20 protein-coding genes are annotated in these 19,077 nt (G+C 48.0%); 7 read left to right on the top strand and 13 right to left on the bottom strand.

Annotated elements, in window-relative coordinates; translation table 11 throughout:
• The 7 genes from Q0Y46_RS08495 to Q0Y46_RS08525 all read right to left on the bottom strand — a co-directional run bounded on the left by Q0Y46_RS08495 (nt 1) and on the right by Q0Y46_RS08525 (nt 7,014).
• Nucleotides 1-648, bottom strand: a complete 648-nt coding sequence (locus tag Q0Y46_RS08495; RefSeq protein ID WP_297946634.1) for a hypothetical protein — start codon at nt 646-648, stop codon at nt 1-3.
• A gap of 38 nt (nt 649-686) precedes the next feature.
• Nucleotides 687-1,289 (bottom strand): TIR domain-containing protein, encoded by a 603-nt coding sequence (locus tag Q0Y46_RS08500; RefSeq protein WP_297946636.1) that lies wholly within the window; start codon nt 1,287-1,289, stop codon nt 687-689.
• Between the two features lie 3 nt (nt 1,290-1,292).
• Nucleotides 1,293-1,790, bottom strand: a complete 498-nt coding sequence (locus Q0Y46_RS08505; protein WP_297946638.1) for a TIR domain-containing protein — start codon at nt 1,788-1,790, stop codon at nt 1,293-1,295.
• Nucleotides 1,787-2,680: a hypothetical protein gene (locus tag Q0Y46_RS08510; protein ID WP_297946639.1), complete on the bottom strand. Its 894-nt coding sequence runs from the start codon at nt 2,678-2,680 to the stop codon at nt 1,787-1,789. Before Q0Y46_RS08510 ends, Q0Y46_RS08505 begins: the two co-directional genes overlap by 4 nt.
• Nucleotides 2,681-2,698: 18 nt before the next feature.
• A complete protein-coding gene (locus Q0Y46_RS08515; protein WP_297946641.1) occupies nt 2,699-6,586 on the bottom strand; it encodes an Eco57I restriction-modification methylase domain-containing protein in 3,888 nt (1,295 codons plus the stop codon).
• A 124-nt stretch (nt 6,587-6,710) separates the two neighbouring features.
• Nucleotides 6,711-6,893, bottom strand: coding sequence for a hypothetical protein (locus tag Q0Y46_RS08520; protein ID WP_297946713.1), 183 nt, complete (start codon nt 6,891-6,893; stop codon nt 6,711-6,713).
• Nucleotides 6,865-7,014, bottom strand: coding sequence for a hypothetical protein (locus Q0Y46_RS08525; protein WP_297946715.1), 150 nt, complete (start codon nt 7,012-7,014; stop codon nt 6,865-6,867). The genes Q0Y46_RS08520 and Q0Y46_RS08525 overlap by 29 nt, the downstream gene beginning before the upstream one ends.
• On the opposite strand from Q0Y46_RS08525, the gene Q0Y46_RS14930 reads away from it, so the two are divergent.
• Complete coding sequence (locus tag Q0Y46_RS14930) at nt 6,943-7,641, top strand: ORF6N domain-containing protein (RefSeq protein ID WP_366522505.1); 699 nt, start codon at nt 6,943-6,945, stop codon at nt 7,639-7,641. The two genes, Q0Y46_RS08525 and Q0Y46_RS14930, sit on opposite strands and share 72 nt — an antisense overlap.
• A complete protein-coding gene (locus Q0Y46_RS08535) occupies nt 7,527-7,919 on the top strand; it encodes a cupin domain-containing protein (RefSeq protein ID WP_366522506.1) in 393 nt (130 codons plus the stop codon). The genes Q0Y46_RS14930 and Q0Y46_RS08535 overlap by 115 nt, the downstream gene beginning before the upstream one ends.
• A 36-nt stretch (nt 7,920-7,955) precedes the next feature.
• Here Q0Y46_RS08535 and Q0Y46_RS08540 read toward each other — a convergent pair whose 3' ends face one another.
• From Q0Y46_RS08540 to Q0Y46_RS08560, 5 genes are all read right to left on the bottom strand, one after another.
• The gene (locus Q0Y46_RS08540) at nt 7,956-8,591 is read right to left on the bottom strand and encodes a helix-turn-helix domain-containing protein (RefSeq protein WP_297946645.1); all 636 of its coding nucleotides are present in this window, start codon (nt 8,589-8,591) and stop codon (nt 7,956-7,958) included.
• A 78-nt stretch (nt 8,592-8,669) separates the two neighbouring features.
• Complete coding sequence (locus tag Q0Y46_RS08545; RefSeq protein ID WP_297946647.1) at nt 8,670-10,166, bottom strand: T9SS type A sorting domain-containing protein; 1,497 nt, start codon at nt 10,164-10,166, stop codon at nt 8,670-8,672.
• Nucleotides 10,167-10,274: 108 nt separating this feature from the next.
• Complete coding sequence (locus tag Q0Y46_RS08550) at nt 10,275-11,123, bottom strand: MBL fold metallo-hydrolase (RefSeq protein WP_297946649.1); 849 nt, start codon at nt 11,121-11,123, stop codon at nt 10,275-10,277.
• A gap of 12 nt (nt 11,124-11,135) precedes the next feature.
• A complete protein-coding gene (locus tag Q0Y46_RS08555) occupies nt 11,136-11,780 on the bottom strand; it encodes a hypothetical protein (RefSeq protein WP_297946651.1) in 645 nt (214 codons plus the stop codon).
• A gap of 31 nt (nt 11,781-11,811) precedes the next feature.
• Complete coding sequence (locus Q0Y46_RS08560; RefSeq protein ID WP_295684540.1) at nt 11,812-12,375, bottom strand: flavin reductase family protein; 564 nt, start codon at nt 12,373-12,375, stop codon at nt 11,812-11,814.
• A 202-nt stretch (nt 12,376-12,577) separates the two neighbouring features.
• Here Q0Y46_RS08560 and Q0Y46_RS08565 point away from each other — a divergent pair, with 202 nt between their 5' ends.
• A complete protein-coding gene (locus Q0Y46_RS08565; RefSeq protein ID WP_297946653.1) occupies nt 12,578-13,612 on the top strand; it encodes a hypothetical protein in 1,035 nt (344 codons plus the stop codon).
• Nucleotides 13,613-13,708: 96 nt separating this feature from the next.
• On the top strand, nt 13,709-14,083 hold the full coding sequence (locus Q0Y46_RS08570; protein ID WP_297946655.1) for a hypothetical protein: 375 nt from the start codon (nt 13,709-13,711) through the stop codon (nt 14,081-14,083).
• A 66-nt stretch (nt 14,084-14,149) separates the two neighbouring features.
• On the opposite strand, the gene Q0Y46_RS08575 is transcribed toward Q0Y46_RS08570, so the two are convergent.
• Nucleotides 14,150-15,901 carry an ABC-ATPase domain-containing protein gene (locus Q0Y46_RS08575; RefSeq protein WP_297946657.1) on the bottom strand — a complete coding sequence of 584 codons (1,752 nt, stop codon included), beginning with the start codon at nt 15,899-15,901 and terminating at the stop codon, nt 14,150-14,152.
• A gap of 334 nt (nt 15,902-16,235) precedes the next feature.
• On the opposite strand from Q0Y46_RS08575, the gene Q0Y46_RS08580 reads away from it, so the two are divergent.
• The 3 genes from Q0Y46_RS08580 to Q0Y46_RS08590 all read left to right on the top strand — a co-directional run bounded on the left by Q0Y46_RS08580 (nt 16,236) and on the right by Q0Y46_RS08590 (nt 18,919).
• On the top strand, nt 16,236-16,775 hold the full coding sequence (locus tag Q0Y46_RS08580; protein ID WP_295684550.1) for a PEGA domain-containing protein: 540 nt from the start codon (nt 16,236-16,238) through the stop codon (nt 16,773-16,775).
• A gap of 95 nt (nt 16,776-16,870) precedes the next feature.
• Nucleotides 16,871-17,479, top strand: a complete 609-nt coding sequence (locus Q0Y46_RS08585; RefSeq protein ID WP_295684552.1) for a penicillin-binding protein activator LpoB — start codon at nt 16,871-16,873, stop codon at nt 17,477-17,479.
• 102 nt (nt 17,480-17,581) lie between these two features.
• On the top strand, nt 17,582-18,919 hold the full coding sequence (locus Q0Y46_RS08590) for a hypothetical protein (RefSeq protein WP_297946659.1): 1,338 nt from the start codon (nt 17,582-17,584) through the stop codon (nt 18,917-18,919).
• The last annotated feature ends 158 nt before the right edge of the window (nt 18,920-19,077 follow it).

Consider the following 19,077-nt stretch of genomic DNA (forward strand, 5'->3'; position numbering starts at 1 on the left):
TCACTTTCCTTTTTTTATCAAACTTTTAGTCTTTACCGTATCAACAATTTGAATATCCATTCTCTTTAATTCATCAATTTTTAAAATTAACGAATCAATCTTATCTAAATTAACTTTTATTGAATCAAATTCTTTCAACTTTACTTCTAAAGGTATACCATCTTTTTCATTGGTCACTTTTATCTTTTGCGTATCATCTCCATTTATACAAAATGATACTACTGACAAGATTAAAGTACCAACAAGCATGCATCCATAAAAAGGGCCAATACTAGGAGATTTCAAAACTTCTTTGAAAGATTCTTTGTCTTTATAATCTTTTATAGATGTGCTATACAAAGAAACAACTTTTGGCGGTTGATTATCATTCCCTATTTCAACAACATCATTATACAAACGCCGAAAGCGGCGTTCTAGTTGTAAATAGAATACATCTAAGTATCCAAAAAGAATAATAACTAATATCGTAATAGTACATAACCAAGGAATATTCACTGTAAAAGATATTCCAACAACTCCGGAAACCAAAGCAATACACCATTCTTTCATTTGCTTTGAATTTTCACTCATTCTGGTTATGATAGCTTCAACAATATCAATATGTTGTCTTTTTTTTTCTTTTTCACCAAGACTTGTTGTGTCACTCATTATCGACTCCTTTTTTTGACGCTACAATACGCTTTTTATCAACGTAAATATGGATTACATCCTTTAAGCCATTCTTCAAAAATTATATAGTGTCTTTCGTCATTATTCACCCACAGAGCATTTTGGCCTTTATCTGTTTTAGTTTCAGAAATATAAGGATATATCCCTAAATATTCTTGTCCCCGATAAGCATCACTTTCATATACCTCTCTTGTTAAAGGGCATACAGCAACTCTATCTTTTAACCCATCCATTAGTCCCAATTCCCACGGCATCCATTTAGAACTTGGAGCATTTTCGGAAGTTACATAAAAAAGACATTTGCAGTTTTTCATCCGAGTTTTAATAACATTCGCAGTTTCTTTTGTCACACGAGAACGATCTAATGTATTATCTTCAATCCAGTCAACATATATTTCATAACCATATTGCTTTTTCAAATATTTCACCAATCCCGCAACAGCTACTCGATCCTTATAGCTATGCGACAGAAAAATATCATACTTTTTTGAATCATCAAACTGAGAAAAACAATACATCTCAGAATTGAGTCTAGCAGATTCTTGTGCAACACTTTCAACAATTTTACCGCGACTTTCACTTGCAATTTTTTCAAAGCGATTAATATTAAATAAAGCCATTCTTTAACCTCTCGCCTTAACTGCTTGTTCAACCCATTCTTCCAAATGTTCCGCTATATCATTATACGCATCGGACGGATTTGGTCTATAACACGGAACAATAGACGACAACGGTCGCCCATCTTTAAAGAATATTTTATCAAAGGGGTTTTCACCCATGTTTGAATACCCAGAAAAACCTCGCCGACAAAGCAAAGGGTCTTTTATTCGATGAATATATATACCAAAAACACCCATTCCCTTATTCCATGCTTGTCGAATTTCGTAATCAACCCAGGGTCTTTCTGAAGTATGTTCTCCAACAAGAACAATTAAGCAAGATCGGTATTGCAAATTGGAATCAATCCATCGACAAATTGCATCATCTCCACCTTTTTTTACTTCTTCCCAATCATTGTCGGATACAGGAGCATTTCCTTCAATAGCCCCAATATTTCGAATCTGAGCAACTCGACGAGAATCTTGTTTGTAATGGAAACTGTAAAAAACCTGATGTTTCATAAGTCATCCCCTTTGGGTGGAAATTTTTCATAAAGCCAGTTCAATGATTTTTCCCATTTTTTCATTGGGGGATATGTATTGTCTGGTTCAAATAGTCGTTGTAATAAAGAACTATCATGAACATCAGAACAACATGACTTCCAATTTTCAAGATTTTTCTTTGCTAAGGGAACAAGTCGCTCACATGACACTGGATAAAAAACTTTTATTTTTTTCATTCCTTCATCACATTCGAGCCTCCTTGAAGAACAATTCAGCTGCAAATGTTTTGGTATAGAATCTCTATTTTTATTTTTTCGCATTATATCCATCATGGATAATTCATGGAAAATCCATGGAGAAAATGTTCCTTTTTTACCACTTTGATTTGAATATGAATTAGATGATCCCAGAAATATAAAGCACTCAGCTCTATCAATCATATGTGTTAATGCTTGACATAGCATTATATGAACATGCGTAGTACTTTCATATTTATTTGCATTAAAAGGAGTCCCCGAACAACGTGATTTAATGTATTGTTCTAACCATCGCTTACTCGCATTCTCTTTACATTCTTGATCAATTTCCCGTTGTAAATCCGTTATGCACCCCCATAAATCTGAATCAATAAATGAATTTATTTCAAAATTTTTCTTCAACCATTGCGCAAACTGTTCAACTCTACTTTTATCTGAACCTGAATGAGATAAAAAAACAGGACAACATTTAGATGGAAAAAAAAGTTTTATTAATTCATCTCCGTTCAAAAAAGTTGCATTAGCCTTTAAAATATCTTTTAAAGAAGAATTGATTTTTTCTCTATCTACATTATCATAAATGGATTCAATAGATTCATCCGCTATTAAAGAACCTATTTCATCTAAATCTAACGCATAAGCTCCAAACATAAAAATTCTCCATTTATATTACCGTTTCTCCACGGATTCGATTTCTTCGGGATCGGTGATATCGTAGAGTTGATAGACTAGGGTGTTGATTTGTTTTTCGAGGTCAGCGGTGCGATTCTGGATTGTTGCTGACGGCCCTTCGGCAAGCTCAGGGACCTTGTTCTCTTGCGATTCATCACTAGATCCTTCGACTTCGCTGACTCTCCGCTCAGGATGACACGAGGCTTGCTTCTTTGCAGCGATGATTTCATCGGCCAATGTGGCGAGTTGCGAAAGGAGTTCGGGGTTGTCGAGGGGGATGCGGAAGTTTTCGAAATAGACTTTGCGGATTTCGCGGGTGCCGCCCATGAGTTCGGGGCAGTTGTACCATATCCAGAGTTTGGCGAGGTTTGAATTAAGAATTGCGAGGAGGGGTTTCAGGATGGATTGCTTCACCCCTTCGGGGTTCGCAATGACGTTTTCCGTAGCATTCGGCCCTTCGGCAGGCTCAGGGACCTTATTGTTTTCCGTGATGATGAAGGCTTTGTCGTTGCAGAGGGAGCCGATTTCGTCGTAGGTGAATGGGAACACCGAAGTCATATTCGGATAAACAATTTTCGGCTTCGCAAATTCCTTGTAATAATCTGCAGCCCAACGCTGTAAAGCATACCATTCGTAACGAATGCCTGTTTCGGCTTTATTTCGTGCAGAGAGTTTTTCTTTGTGACTCAACAGATGCTTGTAAACAGCAGGATATTCCTTTTCAAATTCTAATTCAGCCTCTTTGGAACACCCGACAATGTTCGGATTCAAATGTAACGGGAAATGCCAAGGAACGAACAAAATATATTGATCTTCTTTTTCCGTACTCCAAGCTTCAATATCTCGCCCTCGTAATAGCGGCTTTATTATTTCAGCACTTTTCGCATCTTCAGATATCAACGCGTCTCTTGTTTTACCATCAATAAAGAAAGCGTCATTATAACCAGTCTTTAAGCCGTAATTAATCGTAATCGGCATATCCTTCAGCGGAGTTCCAACTTGCATTTTCTGCAAAACGGAATCATGGAGTTTATTTCGAATACTCCATTCACTTGCTCCAAAATTATCCGCAGGGAATTCAAATGATGACGCGTTGATTTCCTTCTCAAAATCGCCCTGATAGTTCTTGCTGTTCAACGAACATGCCAATACAGGAGCCTTCTCGTCAGATTTCTGGGCTACGAAAATGCACACATAGATGGTCGCATCCGCAAAGAACTGGATATCGCCAAAGTTGAGGATTTTCTTGAGCGAAACCTGGCTCATGAACTGTCGCAGTTCTTTACCATAATCCACAAGCATCCATTTGTTCGGCATAATGAACGAGAAATGTCCATTCTTTTTCAACAGGCTATGGGCGCGTTCCACAAAAAGGCAATACAAATCTGCCGACTTGTTGTAGCAACTATAATCTCGCTTGCTATAAACATCGCTCATTTCGCCCATGCTCTGAAGCTGCACATACGGCGGGTTACCAATGATAGCGTCAAATCCGGTGAAGCGGCCTTCGTCATCAAGGATTTCCGGGAACTCGAACATCCATTCCAGCGAATTCGAAAAGTCAATGGTTCCGTCAGCCTTGTTGGCATATTCCTCGAACAGTTCAAGGGAGCCGCTTTCTACGATACGGCTCTTGAGGCTCGCAATTTTTTGGCGGAGCATGACCTTGGAATTCTGCGAACCGCCCGACTTGTAATCATATACACATCGCCTGTACTCGGCAAGGGCGTTTTTCAGGCTGTCTTTTTTGCGGTCGCTCTTTTCTTCTGAACTCAGGTAGTCCGCAATCACATGCCCGTTATGCACCGGATACTGCGATAGCAACGAATCGCCGACTTTGATATTGATGTCAATATTCGGGAGTGTTTCAAGTTGCTTGTAGCCACTTTTTTCGGTGTAGTAGGCGTTCTTCAACAATTCAATCCACAGACGCAAACGGCAGATGTTTACAGAATTCGGGTTGATATCCACACCGAAAAGGCAATTCTCGATAATGCGGCGTTTCTCGTTGAAAAGAGCCTCTTGAATGCGCTGGCGTTCCGGGTTTCCGGGGCGGTATTCAAAGGGTTCGCCTTCGTCATCAAGAACAGAGAGTTCATCATTATCGACTTTCAGCACCAAATCGGTGCGGCGAATACGTTTACCATTTACATCGCACAAAATGTTCAGTTCAGACTTGACGGCAAGCAGACGATTCAATGCAGAGACAAGGAAATGCCCCGAACCAACAGCGACATCCGCGACACGGATGGAGTCAAAAATTCGGTTCGCTTCGGCAACCCTGTTCTCACTATCCATATCCGCTATCTTGTCTGCAACGTTCTCAAGATTCTTGCAGTTCCAGCCTTTTTCTTCGTTGAACTTTTGGACCACCGAGCGTTCCAAAACTTCGCGAGCCATGTAGTCGGTGATGAACCCCGGCGTAAAGAAACTGCCGTCTTTGTAGCCGTTGATTTTTTCAAAGATGAGTCCGAGAACCGACGCGTTGATGAGCGTCTTGCTCGTAGAGGTCACGCCGCCTTGGGCATCGCTTGCAAAGTTGTACGCATCGAGGAACTTGAAGATGTAATCCAGATTCGGGAGCGTGCCTTTTGCGCGTTTGCCGCGTTCGTCCTTCAAAACGGTCTTGTTGAAAATTTCCATCTGGGCATCGGGAATGCCGCGGATTTTCAGGTGCTTTTCGTCTTCGGTCGGTTCGAACAGCGAACTATTCAGGTAAGGGACATTCGGGTAACGTTTGAGTATGTCTTCGTCGCGGTCCTCGATTTTCTTGCCGAGCACCTTGAAAAAGAAAATGTTCAGTTCGTCGAAGTTCGCTATTTTGTCTGTACTCATGAACCGATACGATGCATCGCCCTTTTGATACATGAGGATTTGCGATTCGACAAGTTTCAGGAACAGCAGGCGGTTCACCCATGTGATGCAGAGACGGAGTGCCATTGCCTCGCATTCTTCCTTGTTCGGGAAATCGTCTTCGAGCTGGTAGATGGCACTTTCGAGGAGGCTCGCCTTGTCGCGATTTGCGGGTTTCTTGCGTTGAATGACTTTCTTGCCGCCTTTGTCTTCTTTCACTTCTTCGAGGCCAATGATGTGCAAGAGTTCCGCATAAAAATTGCGGTCGAGACTGTTGCTGTCGTTTGCGAAAGGCTTCGCGAGGAGAGTCTCTGGGGAGAGAAATTTGTAGAGAGGGAGGAGCGGTGTGGAGTGCGAAATGTGAGATGTGAAATGGATTGCTTCGTCGCTTGCGCTCCTCGCAATGACGTCTAAATTAAAATGCACAACGTTGATGTCGCAGGAGGCGAGGAAATCGTCGATGGCGGGTTTCGCGATTTCGTTGTAGAAGTCAGATGTCTTGTTGCCGCTCATCTGATTCGCCTTGAATTTTAGGAACTGATCGTATATCGGTTTTGACTTGTTCCCAAAATAGCGGATAAAGTCCTTAACGTCGAAGAAATACCATTCGTCAAAATTTGTGATGGCGAGCCACTTGATTTCGTGATTGCCCGAATGCACGTATTCCAGCATAAAGTAATAGACGAGTTCCTGCAACGATTTTACGTTCGGATGCTCCGCCGAAAACATTTCGGCCGCATTCGTCGGCGACTTCGCTTCGATAATCACTGCCGGCTTTGCACTTGCCGTATTGCCGTTAAAAATCGCAAGGTCTATCGGGCGGTTGACCTGCACCGAATAATCAGGTTCAAAAATCTTGCGTAAAAAGTTCCAGATTTCGCCCTTGTGGTATTCTTCGTCCTGTACCGGATTCCGCTTGCTATAAAGATTCTTGAGCGAAAGCTTGAAATCCTCCATCTTTTCGACAGAAACAGGCAACTTGAGGAACGCGGAATTGACGGACCTTTTCGGCGAAATTAATTTAAATGACATACAAGTGAAATATACCCTAATTTCGTGTCACAAGAATTATTCCATTGGTATTTTTTTGCGATTATTACCCCTTCAAAAAAAATCCAATTCCCTCTCTTGACAAATAGTGCACAAAAGTGTAGTTTTAAGTAGAACCTTTAACAAAATATTCTGCGTCCCCGTCTGTTAAGCCCCATTCGCATGTACGCAGGAAGGAGCACAGAATGTACAGCACTGCCAATGGCGTCGTCACCGATGCCAAATCCGCCGAAAGCGCAACAATCCATCCGCTTGCAGAGTCAAGTGTCGGCAAGCTGATCCAGGTCATCCGCGGCAAGCAAGTCCTGCTCGACCGCGATCTGGCAACACTCTACGGAGTGGAAACAAAGGCACTGAACCAAGCGGTTAAGCGAAATCAAGAACGTTTTCCTGAAAGAAATTGCTTTCAATTGAACAAAAATGAATTGCCAAAATCTCTAAAGTCACAACTTGTGACTTTAAACGAAAGCGGCAATAAACGCGGCCTCCACATCAAAAAAATGCCCTTTGCGTTTACCGAGCAGGGCGTCGCCATGCTAGCCTCCGTTTTGCGCAGTGAGACTGCAATTCGGGTTTCGCTCCAAATCATGGACGCTTTCGTCGAGATGCGACACTATCTGATGCAAAACGGAGGGCTGGTTCACCGTCTTTCCAACATAGAAACAGAGGTTTTAGACCAAAGAGCCAAGCTTGTCGACCACGACCGCAAACTAGACGAAGTCTTCGAGGCGATGGACCGCGGCGAGCTCAAGTCAAAGGGATTGTTCTGTTGGTGCCGACAAAAACGGCTATTGGAAAGTTTCCGCAATTTTGTCCAATTTTTCCATATACCCCTTCGTATAGATTTCGGGCATAATCGCGACACGGTTTGCAAAAGTCGCGAACGAAACACTAACATAGGAGTAAAATCATGGAAAAAGCTATCCTCGGCAACGATATTTTCGAAAAATTCAACGAAGGCGAGCTCAAGCTCCCGGGCAAAACAATCGCTTTTAAGGACATCGCCTGGTCCAAGCACCCGACTTTCGAGGGCGTAGAACTCAAGCATATCATCACCGCGAAAGAAACCGGCGGCATGTTCAGCTATCACTTGGTGAGAATTGCGCCGAACAAGAGCATCAAAACGCACATTCACGAAACCCAGCTCGAAACGCATGAGGTTATCGCAGGCAGCGGCACTTGCATCAATGACGGCGCCAAGCTCGAATACACTCCGGGAGTCATCTCGATTATGCCGGCGAAGGTCCCGCACCAGGTTGATGCAGGCGATCAAGGGCTTTATCTGTTCGCGAAGTTCATGCCGGCCCTGTGCTAGGAGATTGCGTCGCCCCTACGGCCTCGCAATGACGTATTAGTCATCCGTCTTCACGGCACGTTTATATTCCTTCGGAGAAAGGCCGACAACTTTTTTAAAGCAACGATCCATGTGGCTTTGGTCGTAAAATCCGGCGTCATACGTCACCTCGGCCGCGGGCCTTTCTTCGAGCAATCTTTGCGCCTTGCGGACTTTGCACTGCATCTGGAACTGGTGCGGCGTGAGTCCGAAGGCCTTCTTGAATTCGCGTATCATGTGAAACGGGCTGATACACGCGTCATGCGCCATTTGCTCTATCAAATAAATGTTCTCGGGATTTTCGAGAATGCTTTTTTGCAGTTCATCTAACCGCGCGACGGTACTTTCATAATCTCGCGCGCAGCCCTCGGCAACAATCTCGTTGGACTCCAAGGCGATACACAGCACCACCATCGAATAGCATTCATCATCTACGGTCTTGATTTCGTGCAACGTATTCGGCGGAATCTGGAACTGTTCCCCGGCGCCATAAATTTTCGCCTCGCCGTTCAGCACAATGCAAACGCGGCCCTCTTCAATATAGCCCACAGTCATGTGCCCGGTATGCGTGTGCGGCGGGTACGACTTGCGCCAATCCTTGTAACGCACGCATTCAATATGGTCGTTCTTTTTGCTGTACGAAATCTCGCTCATTTTCTATCGCCATAGATAACAAAAAGGCGCCAGGAGAATTTTTCCTGACGCTTATTTATCCTGCTCTGGATCCTTCGCTTAGAACTGCGTGATGAATTCCCAGGCGGTGGGTGTTGTCCACACCTTGCCGTCGTCGTCGCGGGGGTTGTATGAGTGACCGCCGTCGAATGTGCACCACTTCACGGGGAAGCGCGGATCAACGGTCTTGTAGTCGTAACACACGTGCTTGCCACCGGAGTATTCCTCCGCCTTTTCGCCCCTGGCGTCGGTGAAGTTCCCTTCGGCGTCAGGTATTCCGTTGTTCTTCAGGATCCTGTCGCGGGAACTGCGCCCGAGCTCTGGCGTACAAAGTTCGTCGCTCATGCCGACGGTTCCCATCCATGCGATGGGGAGTCCCTTGTTCTTGGGGATGTAAATCACCATGTCCATGGTCGAGAAGACCACCACGCCGCGCAGGCGGTGCTGGAAATCCTGCGCAAGCGCATTGCTGAACATGGCGCCGAAACTGAACCCGACGGAGAACACGCGCGAAGTATCCACGCAGAGGTTCTCGTTCAGGTAGGTAAGGAATTCATCGAAGAAGACGTGGTCCTTGTCGTCGCCGCAACGCCAAGGATTGCTTTTTTCTTTCCCAGATCTATCTGTTTCGGTCGTGTAGCCGTGCGGAGCCACGAAGATGGTGTTCTCCTTGGCGCCTGACTGGTTTCGGAGTCCGTAGTAGGCTTCCCTCTTTGCCACTGCCTCGGCGGAACCGCCCATGTAGTGCATGCCGAACACGAGGCGGTAGGGCTTGTTCTTGTCGTAATTTTCGGGCATGGTGAGGTAAATTTCGTGATCGATGCCCTCGCTGGTGAACGTGAAGTTGTCCTTGAGCGTATTGTCCTTGCCGCAGCCCTTGCTAGGCGTGGGCGCATTGCCCATCGCGTAGCCGAAGGCGTATGTCTGCTCGCCAGGTTCTGTAGAAGCCGCTTTTTTGAGCGTGAGGCTCAATGCGGTGTCGAGGTTGGGCAGGGCAACTTTGAGAGGGGCGAATCCGGAAGCGACAACACTGAGTGTGTCCCCTTCACCGGGTTTCAAAAGGGCCTTGTGGCCGCGTCCCTGATAGGTGGCGGAACTAATGCGAGAGCCGTTCACGGTAAAGCGGACCGTCTCGACGGCGTTCCCTACGCGGACTTTCGCGAAGTATGTACCTCGGGCTGTCACGCCCTGCCTCAAGTCCACCTGGCCCGAACCGAGCAAATCTTGGCGGAGGACAAGGTTGCCCACCATGTCGAAAATACTCACCTGCACGGGAGCGTTGCTGCTCTGCGAAAAGCGGAGCACGCCATCGACAATGTCGATATGGCCGGGCACGAAACCGCCAGAATGCAGGGCCAGCTGATCTTCACTTTTTATCGTGAATTTGCCGTCTTGGTCTGTAGAGGTGGAGTCGCCCTTGGCGAGAAGTTTGACGAGTGCGCCCGAAATAGGGCCTCCGGCTTCGTCGTTTACGGTTCCGGTCAGCGTAAATGCTGATGCCGTAGTGAATGCTGTCGCCAGCGCAATAGGAAATACGAAAAAGATTACCCTTTTCATTTTATACTCCTTAGCCATACCGCCATTTTGCCATCGATTTTATTCGATAGTTATTACAAATAAATATAATGCCCAAAGAAGGGGAAAGTACAACGTAAACAAAATTTTTTATAAAATCATGCCGCAGCGCAGTTGCTGCACGCGCTCGCCCAAGATTTCGCGCAATATTGCGTAGGCGCGGTCACCGGTACAATGCCCGGTGTAAATCCTCTGCACATCCAGTTCGCGCAGCCTTTCTGCGAAGGCGCGCACTTCCGCATCTTTATAGCGAAACAGGTGAAAACCGCCCAAAATGGCGTAAATTCGCTTGTCAGGGAATGTCATCTCGATTTCTTTCACAATGTTATCTGCACCGGCATGGCTGCAGCTGTTCATAATGAAGAGTCCCTGCGGCGTGTCGAAGACCAGGCTCTGCTCGTGGTCAAAACTGTCGTAGCGGTACATGCCGTTTTCCTTGACGGAGAGGCCTGCCGCAAGCCCGATGCCGGCGCGGCTTTCCGGATTCATGACGTTATCTTTGTGCGGTACCAGGTAAACATTCGGTGCTATCTGCATGTCGCCTTCGGCATAACGGATGCGGTCGGCAAAGCGTTTGAGCCATCCTTTATGGATTCCGATGTACTCGTGGTAGGTCAGGCGCCCGAACAGTTTATGTGCATGGTAGCAGTTCTCGGCGGCTCCTTTGCGCAAGTAAAAAGGCGCCGTCTTGTTAAGCGAAAAAAATTTGGCAAGTCCGTTCGCGTGGTCGTAATGGGCGTGGCTCAAGATGCCGACATCCACCTTCGAGAGGTCCACCCCCATAACGCCGGCATTTTTTGCAAACAGGTGAGACGCGCCGGTATCTAAAAGATAGTGCTTGCCCTCAAATTCCACATATACGGAAAGCCCCCACTCGCCGAAGAGTTTGCGGGAGCAACAATAGCCTTCGATGTTGTCTATAAGGACGCGGACTTCCATGGCGCTACAAAACTACTCGCAGTTAAGGCAGGTCCATTCCACGATGCCGTCGCAACCTTCCTTGGACCCGGAGAACTTCTCGCAAGTATAGCTTTCGATGTCGATGAGGAAGTCGAGCTGGCCCGCGTTCTGCGTGCAGCATCCGTCGCAGTCGCTGTCGGCGCACTTGTCGTAAACAACGGCGTCGATGGTATGGCCGTTCTGGCGCAGTCTGAACGTTTTCCCGTTGTACTTGTCCCAATCTTTCTCGTGGATGGAGATGATGTTGTGCTCGCTGACCCATTGCTCGGTTTGCTGGCCCTCGATGCCCGCAAAGTAACCCGCCCATTCGCAACCGTTGTACTTGACGCACTCCTCGCTGCCGGGGTCCGGCCAAGAAATGTACCAGGTCAGGTAAGCCTTGTTCCATACGGTGTCGGCGGGAGCTGCTGCTGTGGTGGAACTGCTGGATTCAAGCACTGCAGAGCTTTCGGGAGCCGCAGAAGACGGGTCGACCGTACCCGCAGACGATACGGCGTCACTTGACAAAGCCGTCTCGCTCGATGCCGGCGTATTCCCTGCGTTCACATCAGTCGAGACGCTGCTGGAACTGCTGTCGGCGCAGGCAGCAAAAAAGAACAATGTCGAGAATATACAGACAAGAGAAATTTTTTTCATAAGATACTCCGTATCAGCTATGAGCCTTGAGTTATGGGCAGAAGGTCTTGCCGTCGCTGAAGGCGTTGCCGACTCGGCGTTCCATCACATAGTAGCCGTGCCCTGCTGTGTCGTAGCACACCGGCGCAAGCTTTTCGACGGAGAGTTTTCCATCGCTGTCCAGCACGGATTCGTCGGCAGTCACGTTCACGATTTCGCCGAGCAAAAGTTCGGATTCCTCATCGTAGCTCACCATCTTGCATTCCAGCGCGAGCGGGAGTTCGGCAATCAGCGGGGCATCCACGTTTTCGCTCTTGACGGCGGTGAGGCCCGACTTTGCAAACTTGTCCGCGACCTTGTTGCCGCTGGTGACACCCAGGTAATCAATAGCCTTGATGTTCTTCGCCGTCGCCATGCTCACGGTGAAGGCCTTGCGGGCAAGGATGTTCGGCATGGTCTTGTGACTCTTGGCCACGTAGATGGCAATCTGGTTCGTATCGCTGACGCTGCCCCAGGCGGCCACCATCGCGTTCGGGGTGCCGTCTTCGTTGTATGTCGCGATGACGAGCGTCGGCTGCGGATAAAGGTAAGTCTTGACTCCGAGATTTTTGCGCATGATAAATCCTCCAGTTGGTCAGGATGTTCTATTGACAAGATACAAAAAAAGAATTTAAATGGTCATTTTTTATCAAGAACAAGCACCAAATTGACTGCAATATAGCGTTAAGCATTGTCTTTTTTACATACATCCTATTGACATACAAACTATCAATTTATATTCTTATAAACAGTCCCATGAAAAGGCTATACGTCTTATTTTGATTAACTATTGCTTAAAATATTTTGGAATTTCTTTGTTTTTATATTATGGGATTGCATTCCCTTCAGAAAACAAAAGAGATCCGTCTATCGCGGAATTTTGCGCAAATATTCTGGATGTTAACAAGTATGAACTTGTTTTAACGAAAAATATTGAAATTCCAAAAAATAAAAAATGGAACATTCCAGATTCACTTGATGGAGGTTGCACTTCTTGGGAATACAATTATCTTCTTGAGGCTCCGCAATCCACAAAAGAAGATGATTTCGAGTTGTTCATGCGAAAGGGTGGACATTTCTGTTTTTCAGCGAATTTCCCAAAAAAGCGGAAAGTCGAGCCATTAAAGACAGAGTTGGTAAAAGGAAATTCCTATTTGGGTTATTTCTTGGAAAATGCGAAAGAGTCGTTGAAAAATTATTATGGGAAAAAGATTAAAGGCCAATGGCTTGCTCAGCTTTATAATAGCAAAATAAAGCTGTCTGCCAATTTTACAGCGGTAATTACTGGAGAATGTTCAGAATTTCAAAATATTGAAGAACCCGATAAAAGAAACATTTCTTCCTCAGAAGATGTGTTTGGTGAATATTGCTTCACAGAGGACGATGACAAAACGGATTATTGGGTTTTGGAGAAGTATAAGTCGAATAAACCGTATTTGTTTTCGTATTCCCAATGCTCGTATGATTATCGTCATTCCATACTTCCGGATTATGATTACTTCTTTTCAGGTCCTATATCGATGATTGTGAATTCGCTATTTGACAAGGCAAAACCGGCAAGGTGTATGCCGAGCTATTATTCAGAGAAAATGGTTTATGAATCTTATGAAAAAATTTTATGGTTCTCAAAAAAATATGAACTTGAAACAGACAGCCTATTTGGACACTACTTTAATATAAGATGGAATGTCGATTATGATTCAAGTTATGTTCGGTTAAACGCTTCCGGCTCCGCAAGATTCTACATCTCCGGTTTCTGCACCGAAGAACAGTTGGAAATTATCAGGAAACGGAAAAAAGAAAGTAGCAACTAAATGCAATACGATTAATGGATTAAAATGACTTGTAAACACTTTAGTACCCCACAAAAAAGCAACATTACTCTTTCCTGCTATGCATTAACAAAAAAAATGACAGATTCCATTACCTATAGCGGTCATAAAATTGGTGAGTCAGTTGTTGCCAAAGTACAAAATGCCGATTCTGTATTAAGTCCGTACATATATCTGTCTGACGGCATTACGAATCTTGGAGAAAAAACAATTACAAAACAAATTCCCATTAACCTTGAATCCATGTCTTTTCATTATTTTTCTAAGGATTCTGCATTTGTAAAGAGAATGTTCAACACGCAGCAATATGTTTTGTGGAATTACTATCTCAATACTGATTCATCAAAACAAACCATATCAGGAAAAGAGCCCATTTACATCTCCGGTTTCTGTACTGAAGAACAGCTGGAAATTATCAGGAAACGGAAAAAAGAAAGCAGCAAATTAGAATAAACGGAAAATGCCCTTAAGGGGTAAAATGAATTTATTCTAAAATTTAGATTTCTTCTAAAGGTATTTTTACCGCCCTTCGCGGAGGCGGAAGGCAACGCAGGCGATGTCCACTTCACGCGGCAGGCTCATTTCGCGACTCAGGCCCTGCGGCAAGTTGCGGAACCCGACGTTGCGGATGCTTTCGCACAACTTGCTTGCAGCATCCGAAACCGAATCGCTTGCCATGCTGTCGGCATTGCTCGCCGCGTTCTGCAACAGGTTCAAGAGCAAAAAGCCGGCACCCAGGCGCTGCGACTTGTCCACCAGCGTGTTGAGGCGCGAAGTGTCCGAGACGAGGAAGCCGATTTGCAGCAGGGAATCTCCGGCAAGCTTCACCTTGACCTGGCGCTCCACGGCAGAGGCGGGGCGCACGGATTTTTGCAGGGGCTGCATGTAGTCGGCGAAGGCGCGGGGCGCAGGCAAGTCCACTGAGCTTGCCGAAGCGGACTTGGCTGTTGCGTTCGCTTCGGCGGGCTCAGCGAACTTATTTGCCGAAGCGGACTTGCCTGTTGCGTTCACTTCGGCAAGCTCAGTGAACTTTGCGCATTCGGCCTTGTAGTTCGCCATGACGACGATGTTGTCCGCGAGGTCGAGATAGTCGCCGCAGGCGCCCGCCACCAGGATAAAGCTGTAACCCGCCTGCGCAATGGCGCGGATGCGGTCGGTCAGCGGTATCAGGGGTTCGCGGTCATCGCCCAGGAGTTTGCGGACGCGGATGTCGCGGATGAGGAAGTTCACCGCCGAGGAATCCTCGTCGATGAGGAACGTCCGCGAGCCCGCCTCGATGGCTTCGAGCAGGTTCGCAGCCTCGCTCGTGGAGCCCGAGGCCGAGAGCGTGGTAAAGTCCTTGGTGCTCACGCCACCCGGAAGGTCGCGCACGAATATCGAGAGGTCGGTAGCGCGCACACTGCGCCCGTCCTCGACGCCGACGCGCAGGGCGGTCTCGTCCACGACGATTCCCTCGCGGCCGTCACCCGGCACATGCGGGAACACCGAGCGCGTGAGCGCTTGCAGCAGCGTCGACTTTCCGTGGAAGGCGCCGCCCGTAATGACGGTGACTCCCCTGGGAATGCCCATGCCGCGAATTTCGCGGCCACAAATTTCAAGTGTCACCGCCATTTCCGGCGGCGCCACGAACGGCACCGCGTCCTTGAGCGGGGCCTCGCTCAGGCCCGAAGCCCGCGGCAGAACCGCCCCGTCGGGCACAAATGCACAAAGGCCGCGTTTGTCGAGTTCCGCAAGGATCTCGACGCGATCGGCGAGCACTCCGTAATGCGCTTCCAGTTGTGCCGCCCGCGACGAATCGTTGTACAGGCTCGCCGACACGAGGTCGGGCAGCACCATCGTCAAAATTTCGGCCGCAGCCTCCGATTCTATCTTGCGACCCTCGCCGGGCAAGCGCACCTGCAAGCAGACGCGCAAATCGCCGTTATCGACCCACAGGGAGTTCCGCACCAGCATCTCGGGTCCCGGATTCTCGATGGCCACGGGGGCATTTTTCTCGGGGAAATGCTCTTGCACAACCGCACTCAGGCGGCGTAACAAAAAATCCGAAAGCGCAAGGCGCCGTTCAAAACTGTTCCCCCAAACGGGGGCATACCCGAGTTTTTGCAAACTTATCTTCAGCAGCACCCTGGAGGCAGGAGCAAACGGGTCGCCTTGCACATGCAGGAATTCCAGTACAAAGTCGCCAAAATCCCACGATTTTTCGGCAAGGGACTTGTATAAACCGTAATTTTTTCCGTTTAATGCGCGGATTTTTTGGTAAAGGGCCTTCATGATAAGGAAGATAGTAATTAGGGGTGAGGTGAGTAGGAAGTAGACAGTGATTAGTGGTTGGTGGTTAGGGATTTGTCATTGCGAAGGGCGAAGCCCTGAAGCAATCTCCGTCAGAGAATCTAGGGGCTATGAGATGCGAGGTCGGGGCTAAAGCCCCTCTGAGCAGTCAGCGATGAGTAGTAAAACAAAAATTATACATCACACCTCACTGCTCACCGCTCATAGCTCACTGCTACCCCCCCCTTTTTTCCTTTAGTTACCAAACTTTTGCAAAAAAAAATTATAAATTCGTAGAAAACTTTGTATTTTAAGAACAAACAAACAGGAGCAATCCATGAAGAAACTGTACATTTTTGCCCTTATGGTGGCTTTCCTTGTAACCGCAGCCGTCGCCGACGAAGATCCACCTCCTCGTGGCAAGGCCGCTACCATCACCATCATCACCAACCCGCCTAACAGCGAAGTTTACTTGGGTGGCGAACTCCTGGGCAACAGCCCCATCGAGAACCGCGCCGTCAAGTCGGGCCGCCAGACTCTCGTCGTGATTGACCAGGGTTACGAGCTCGTGAACCAGCGCGTGAACGTTTGGCCGGGCAACGACAAGCGCAACACCTTCGACTATGGTACCAAGATTCCTAAGGGCCATATCAAGGTGACGACCAAGCCGGGCAAGTGCCTCATCTTCGTCGACGGTGAAAACTCCGACAAGACCGATGGTGCTCCGCTTACCATCCACAACCTCGATGCCGGTGACCACGTGGTCCGCGCAGAATGCAGCAACCGCAAGTCTGCCGAAACCCTCGTGACCGTCAAGGGTGAAGAAACTATCGAAATCGAACTTGACGCCACTGCCGGCGGCAAGAAGAAGAAGTAATTTCATCGCCTTTCGGCAAAAAACGGAATTACAGGAGCCCCCCTTCGGGGCTCTTTTTTATATTTAAACCTGTAAAACTTAACCAGGAGAAAAACATGTCCAAATTGTTCAAAGTCTGCCTGTTCGCATCTCTCGCCCTCTTTATCGGCTGTAGCGACAGCGGCAAGAAGGTCACCCGTATCGACACGAACTCCGTGACGGACCTCTCCGGGGCCTGGAACGACACCGACTCCCGCCTCGTCGCCGAGGAAATGATCAACGACTGCCTGGGCCGTCCCTGGTACGACAACATGATCCAAAACAAGGGCGGTGTAGTCCCGACTGTCGTCATCGGCAAGGTCTCGAACAAGAGCCACGAGCACATCAACATCGAAACCTTCATCAAGGACATGGAACGCACGCTCATCAATTCCGGCCGTGTTGACTTCGTCGCTAACGCTCAGGAACGTGCCGAACTCCGCAACGAACTTGCCAGCCAGGCCGGCAACGCCACGGCCGATACCCAAAAGCAGGCCGGCCAGGAAATCGGCGCCGACCTCATGCTCACGGGCACCATCACCTCCATCGTCGACCAGGAAGGCGGCGATCAGGTGGTGTACTACCAGGTTGACCTCGAACTCACCGACATCCAGAGCCACCGCAAGGTCTGGATCGGCGACAAGAAGATCAAGAAGTTCATCTCCAAGAACGGCGTGAAGCTGTAAATTAGTGGTTAGTGGTTGGTGATTAGGAACGTCATGTCCATAAAACGGATTGTTCTTCTAGCTTTCTCGTTGTCACTCCTTGCGGGTTGTGCGAACAAGTCTATGACCCGCTACGAGGAGCTTGCGCAACCCCTCGAAAAGAAGGGTATCGACGCGACAATCGAGAAGATGAAGGAAGACCAGGACGATCTGTACGGATCGAACAGTGAATTCCTCTACTATTTCGACCTCGGTTGCCTTAACCACTACAAGCGCAATTTCAAGGAAAGTGCGGCAAATTTCGCCAAGGCGGAGCAAATCTACGAAGACCTCTACACCAAATCGGTGACGAACGAGGCCGCGGCCATCGTCACGAACGACAACACGCGCCCCTACAGGGCAAGGCCCTTCGAACTTTTGCTCATGTACGAGTTCCAGATACTCAACTATCTCGCCATGATGGACTTGGACGGGGCGATGGTGGAGGTCCGGCGCTCCCAGATAGCGATGAATGCTCTCTATCAAAAGGACCAGAAGAAGGTCAACGATAACGGCCTTTTGCGCTACCTTTCGGCCATGGTTTACGAACTGGATGGGTCACCGGACGATGCGGCTATCGCCTATATCAACACGGTAAAGGCGTACAAAGAAGGCAAGCTCAAGGTACCCAACGAGGTGCTGGAATTTGTTACCGAGGGCTTGCGCAGTGCCGATCGCGAAAACGATCTCGTTGCACTTGGTACACCGGTGCCCGGCATAACGCCCAAGGCTTCCGCTGTCCGCCAAAATGGCCAGGAAATCATCGTCATCGGGTATGCAGGCCATAGCCCCATACTGGGCGAGCTTTACATGTCGGGCACATTCATCAGTGGCGGCGTGATGAACCTCTACTACAAGGACGGCGAGACCGGCGAAAGGAGGACCTTCACGATGGTCGCTCCGCCCGTTTCGGGCGCAGGCACTGGCGAATCCTTCCATGTCGGCTTTGCGCTTCCCGAGATAAAGAAGCTCTACAACAGGGTGGACCATTTCGAGGTATCGTTGGATGGCTCCCCGCGAATCCGCCCTGAGAAGGTGATGGCCGTAGACGAGGAACTCAAGCAGAACATGGAAGACGAGAAGTCCTCGACAATCACGCGCACGGCCGTCCGTGTCATTTTGCGCACCATTGCGGCGCAAAAGGCCAAGCAGGCCATGAAGACGGATAACATTCTCCTGAATTTACTCACAAGTATCGGCACCGACGTGGCACAGAGCCAAATTGAGCAGGCTGACCTCCGCGTGGGGCTCTTTATGCCTCATTCCCTGCACATGACGCGCATTCCTGTTTCCGTCGGCACACACAAGGTCGTCGTTACGGCAAACGGCTCCGCCGGCGAAACGGTTGAGTTGTTCGAATTCGACAAGCTGAACGTCGCCAAGGGGCAGAAAGTCTTCCTCATCATCCCCTCGATACGGTAAGACGCACCAACCAAGCGACCCCACGCCACCCCGAGCGTGGTCCCCTCCCGCATTTTTATAAAAAAAAATAGCCTTTAGGCAACTTTCCACAAAAAAAGAGGTATTTTTAACCCGGCCTGTGTTCCGACCGGCAAATTTTCTTTATTTTTAATTTGAAA

Source organism: uncultured Fibrobacter sp. (assembly GCF_947305105.1).
In the GTDB taxonomy this organism is placed as follows: domain Bacteria; phylum Fibrobacterota; class Fibrobacteria; order Fibrobacterales; family Fibrobacteraceae; genus Fibrobacter.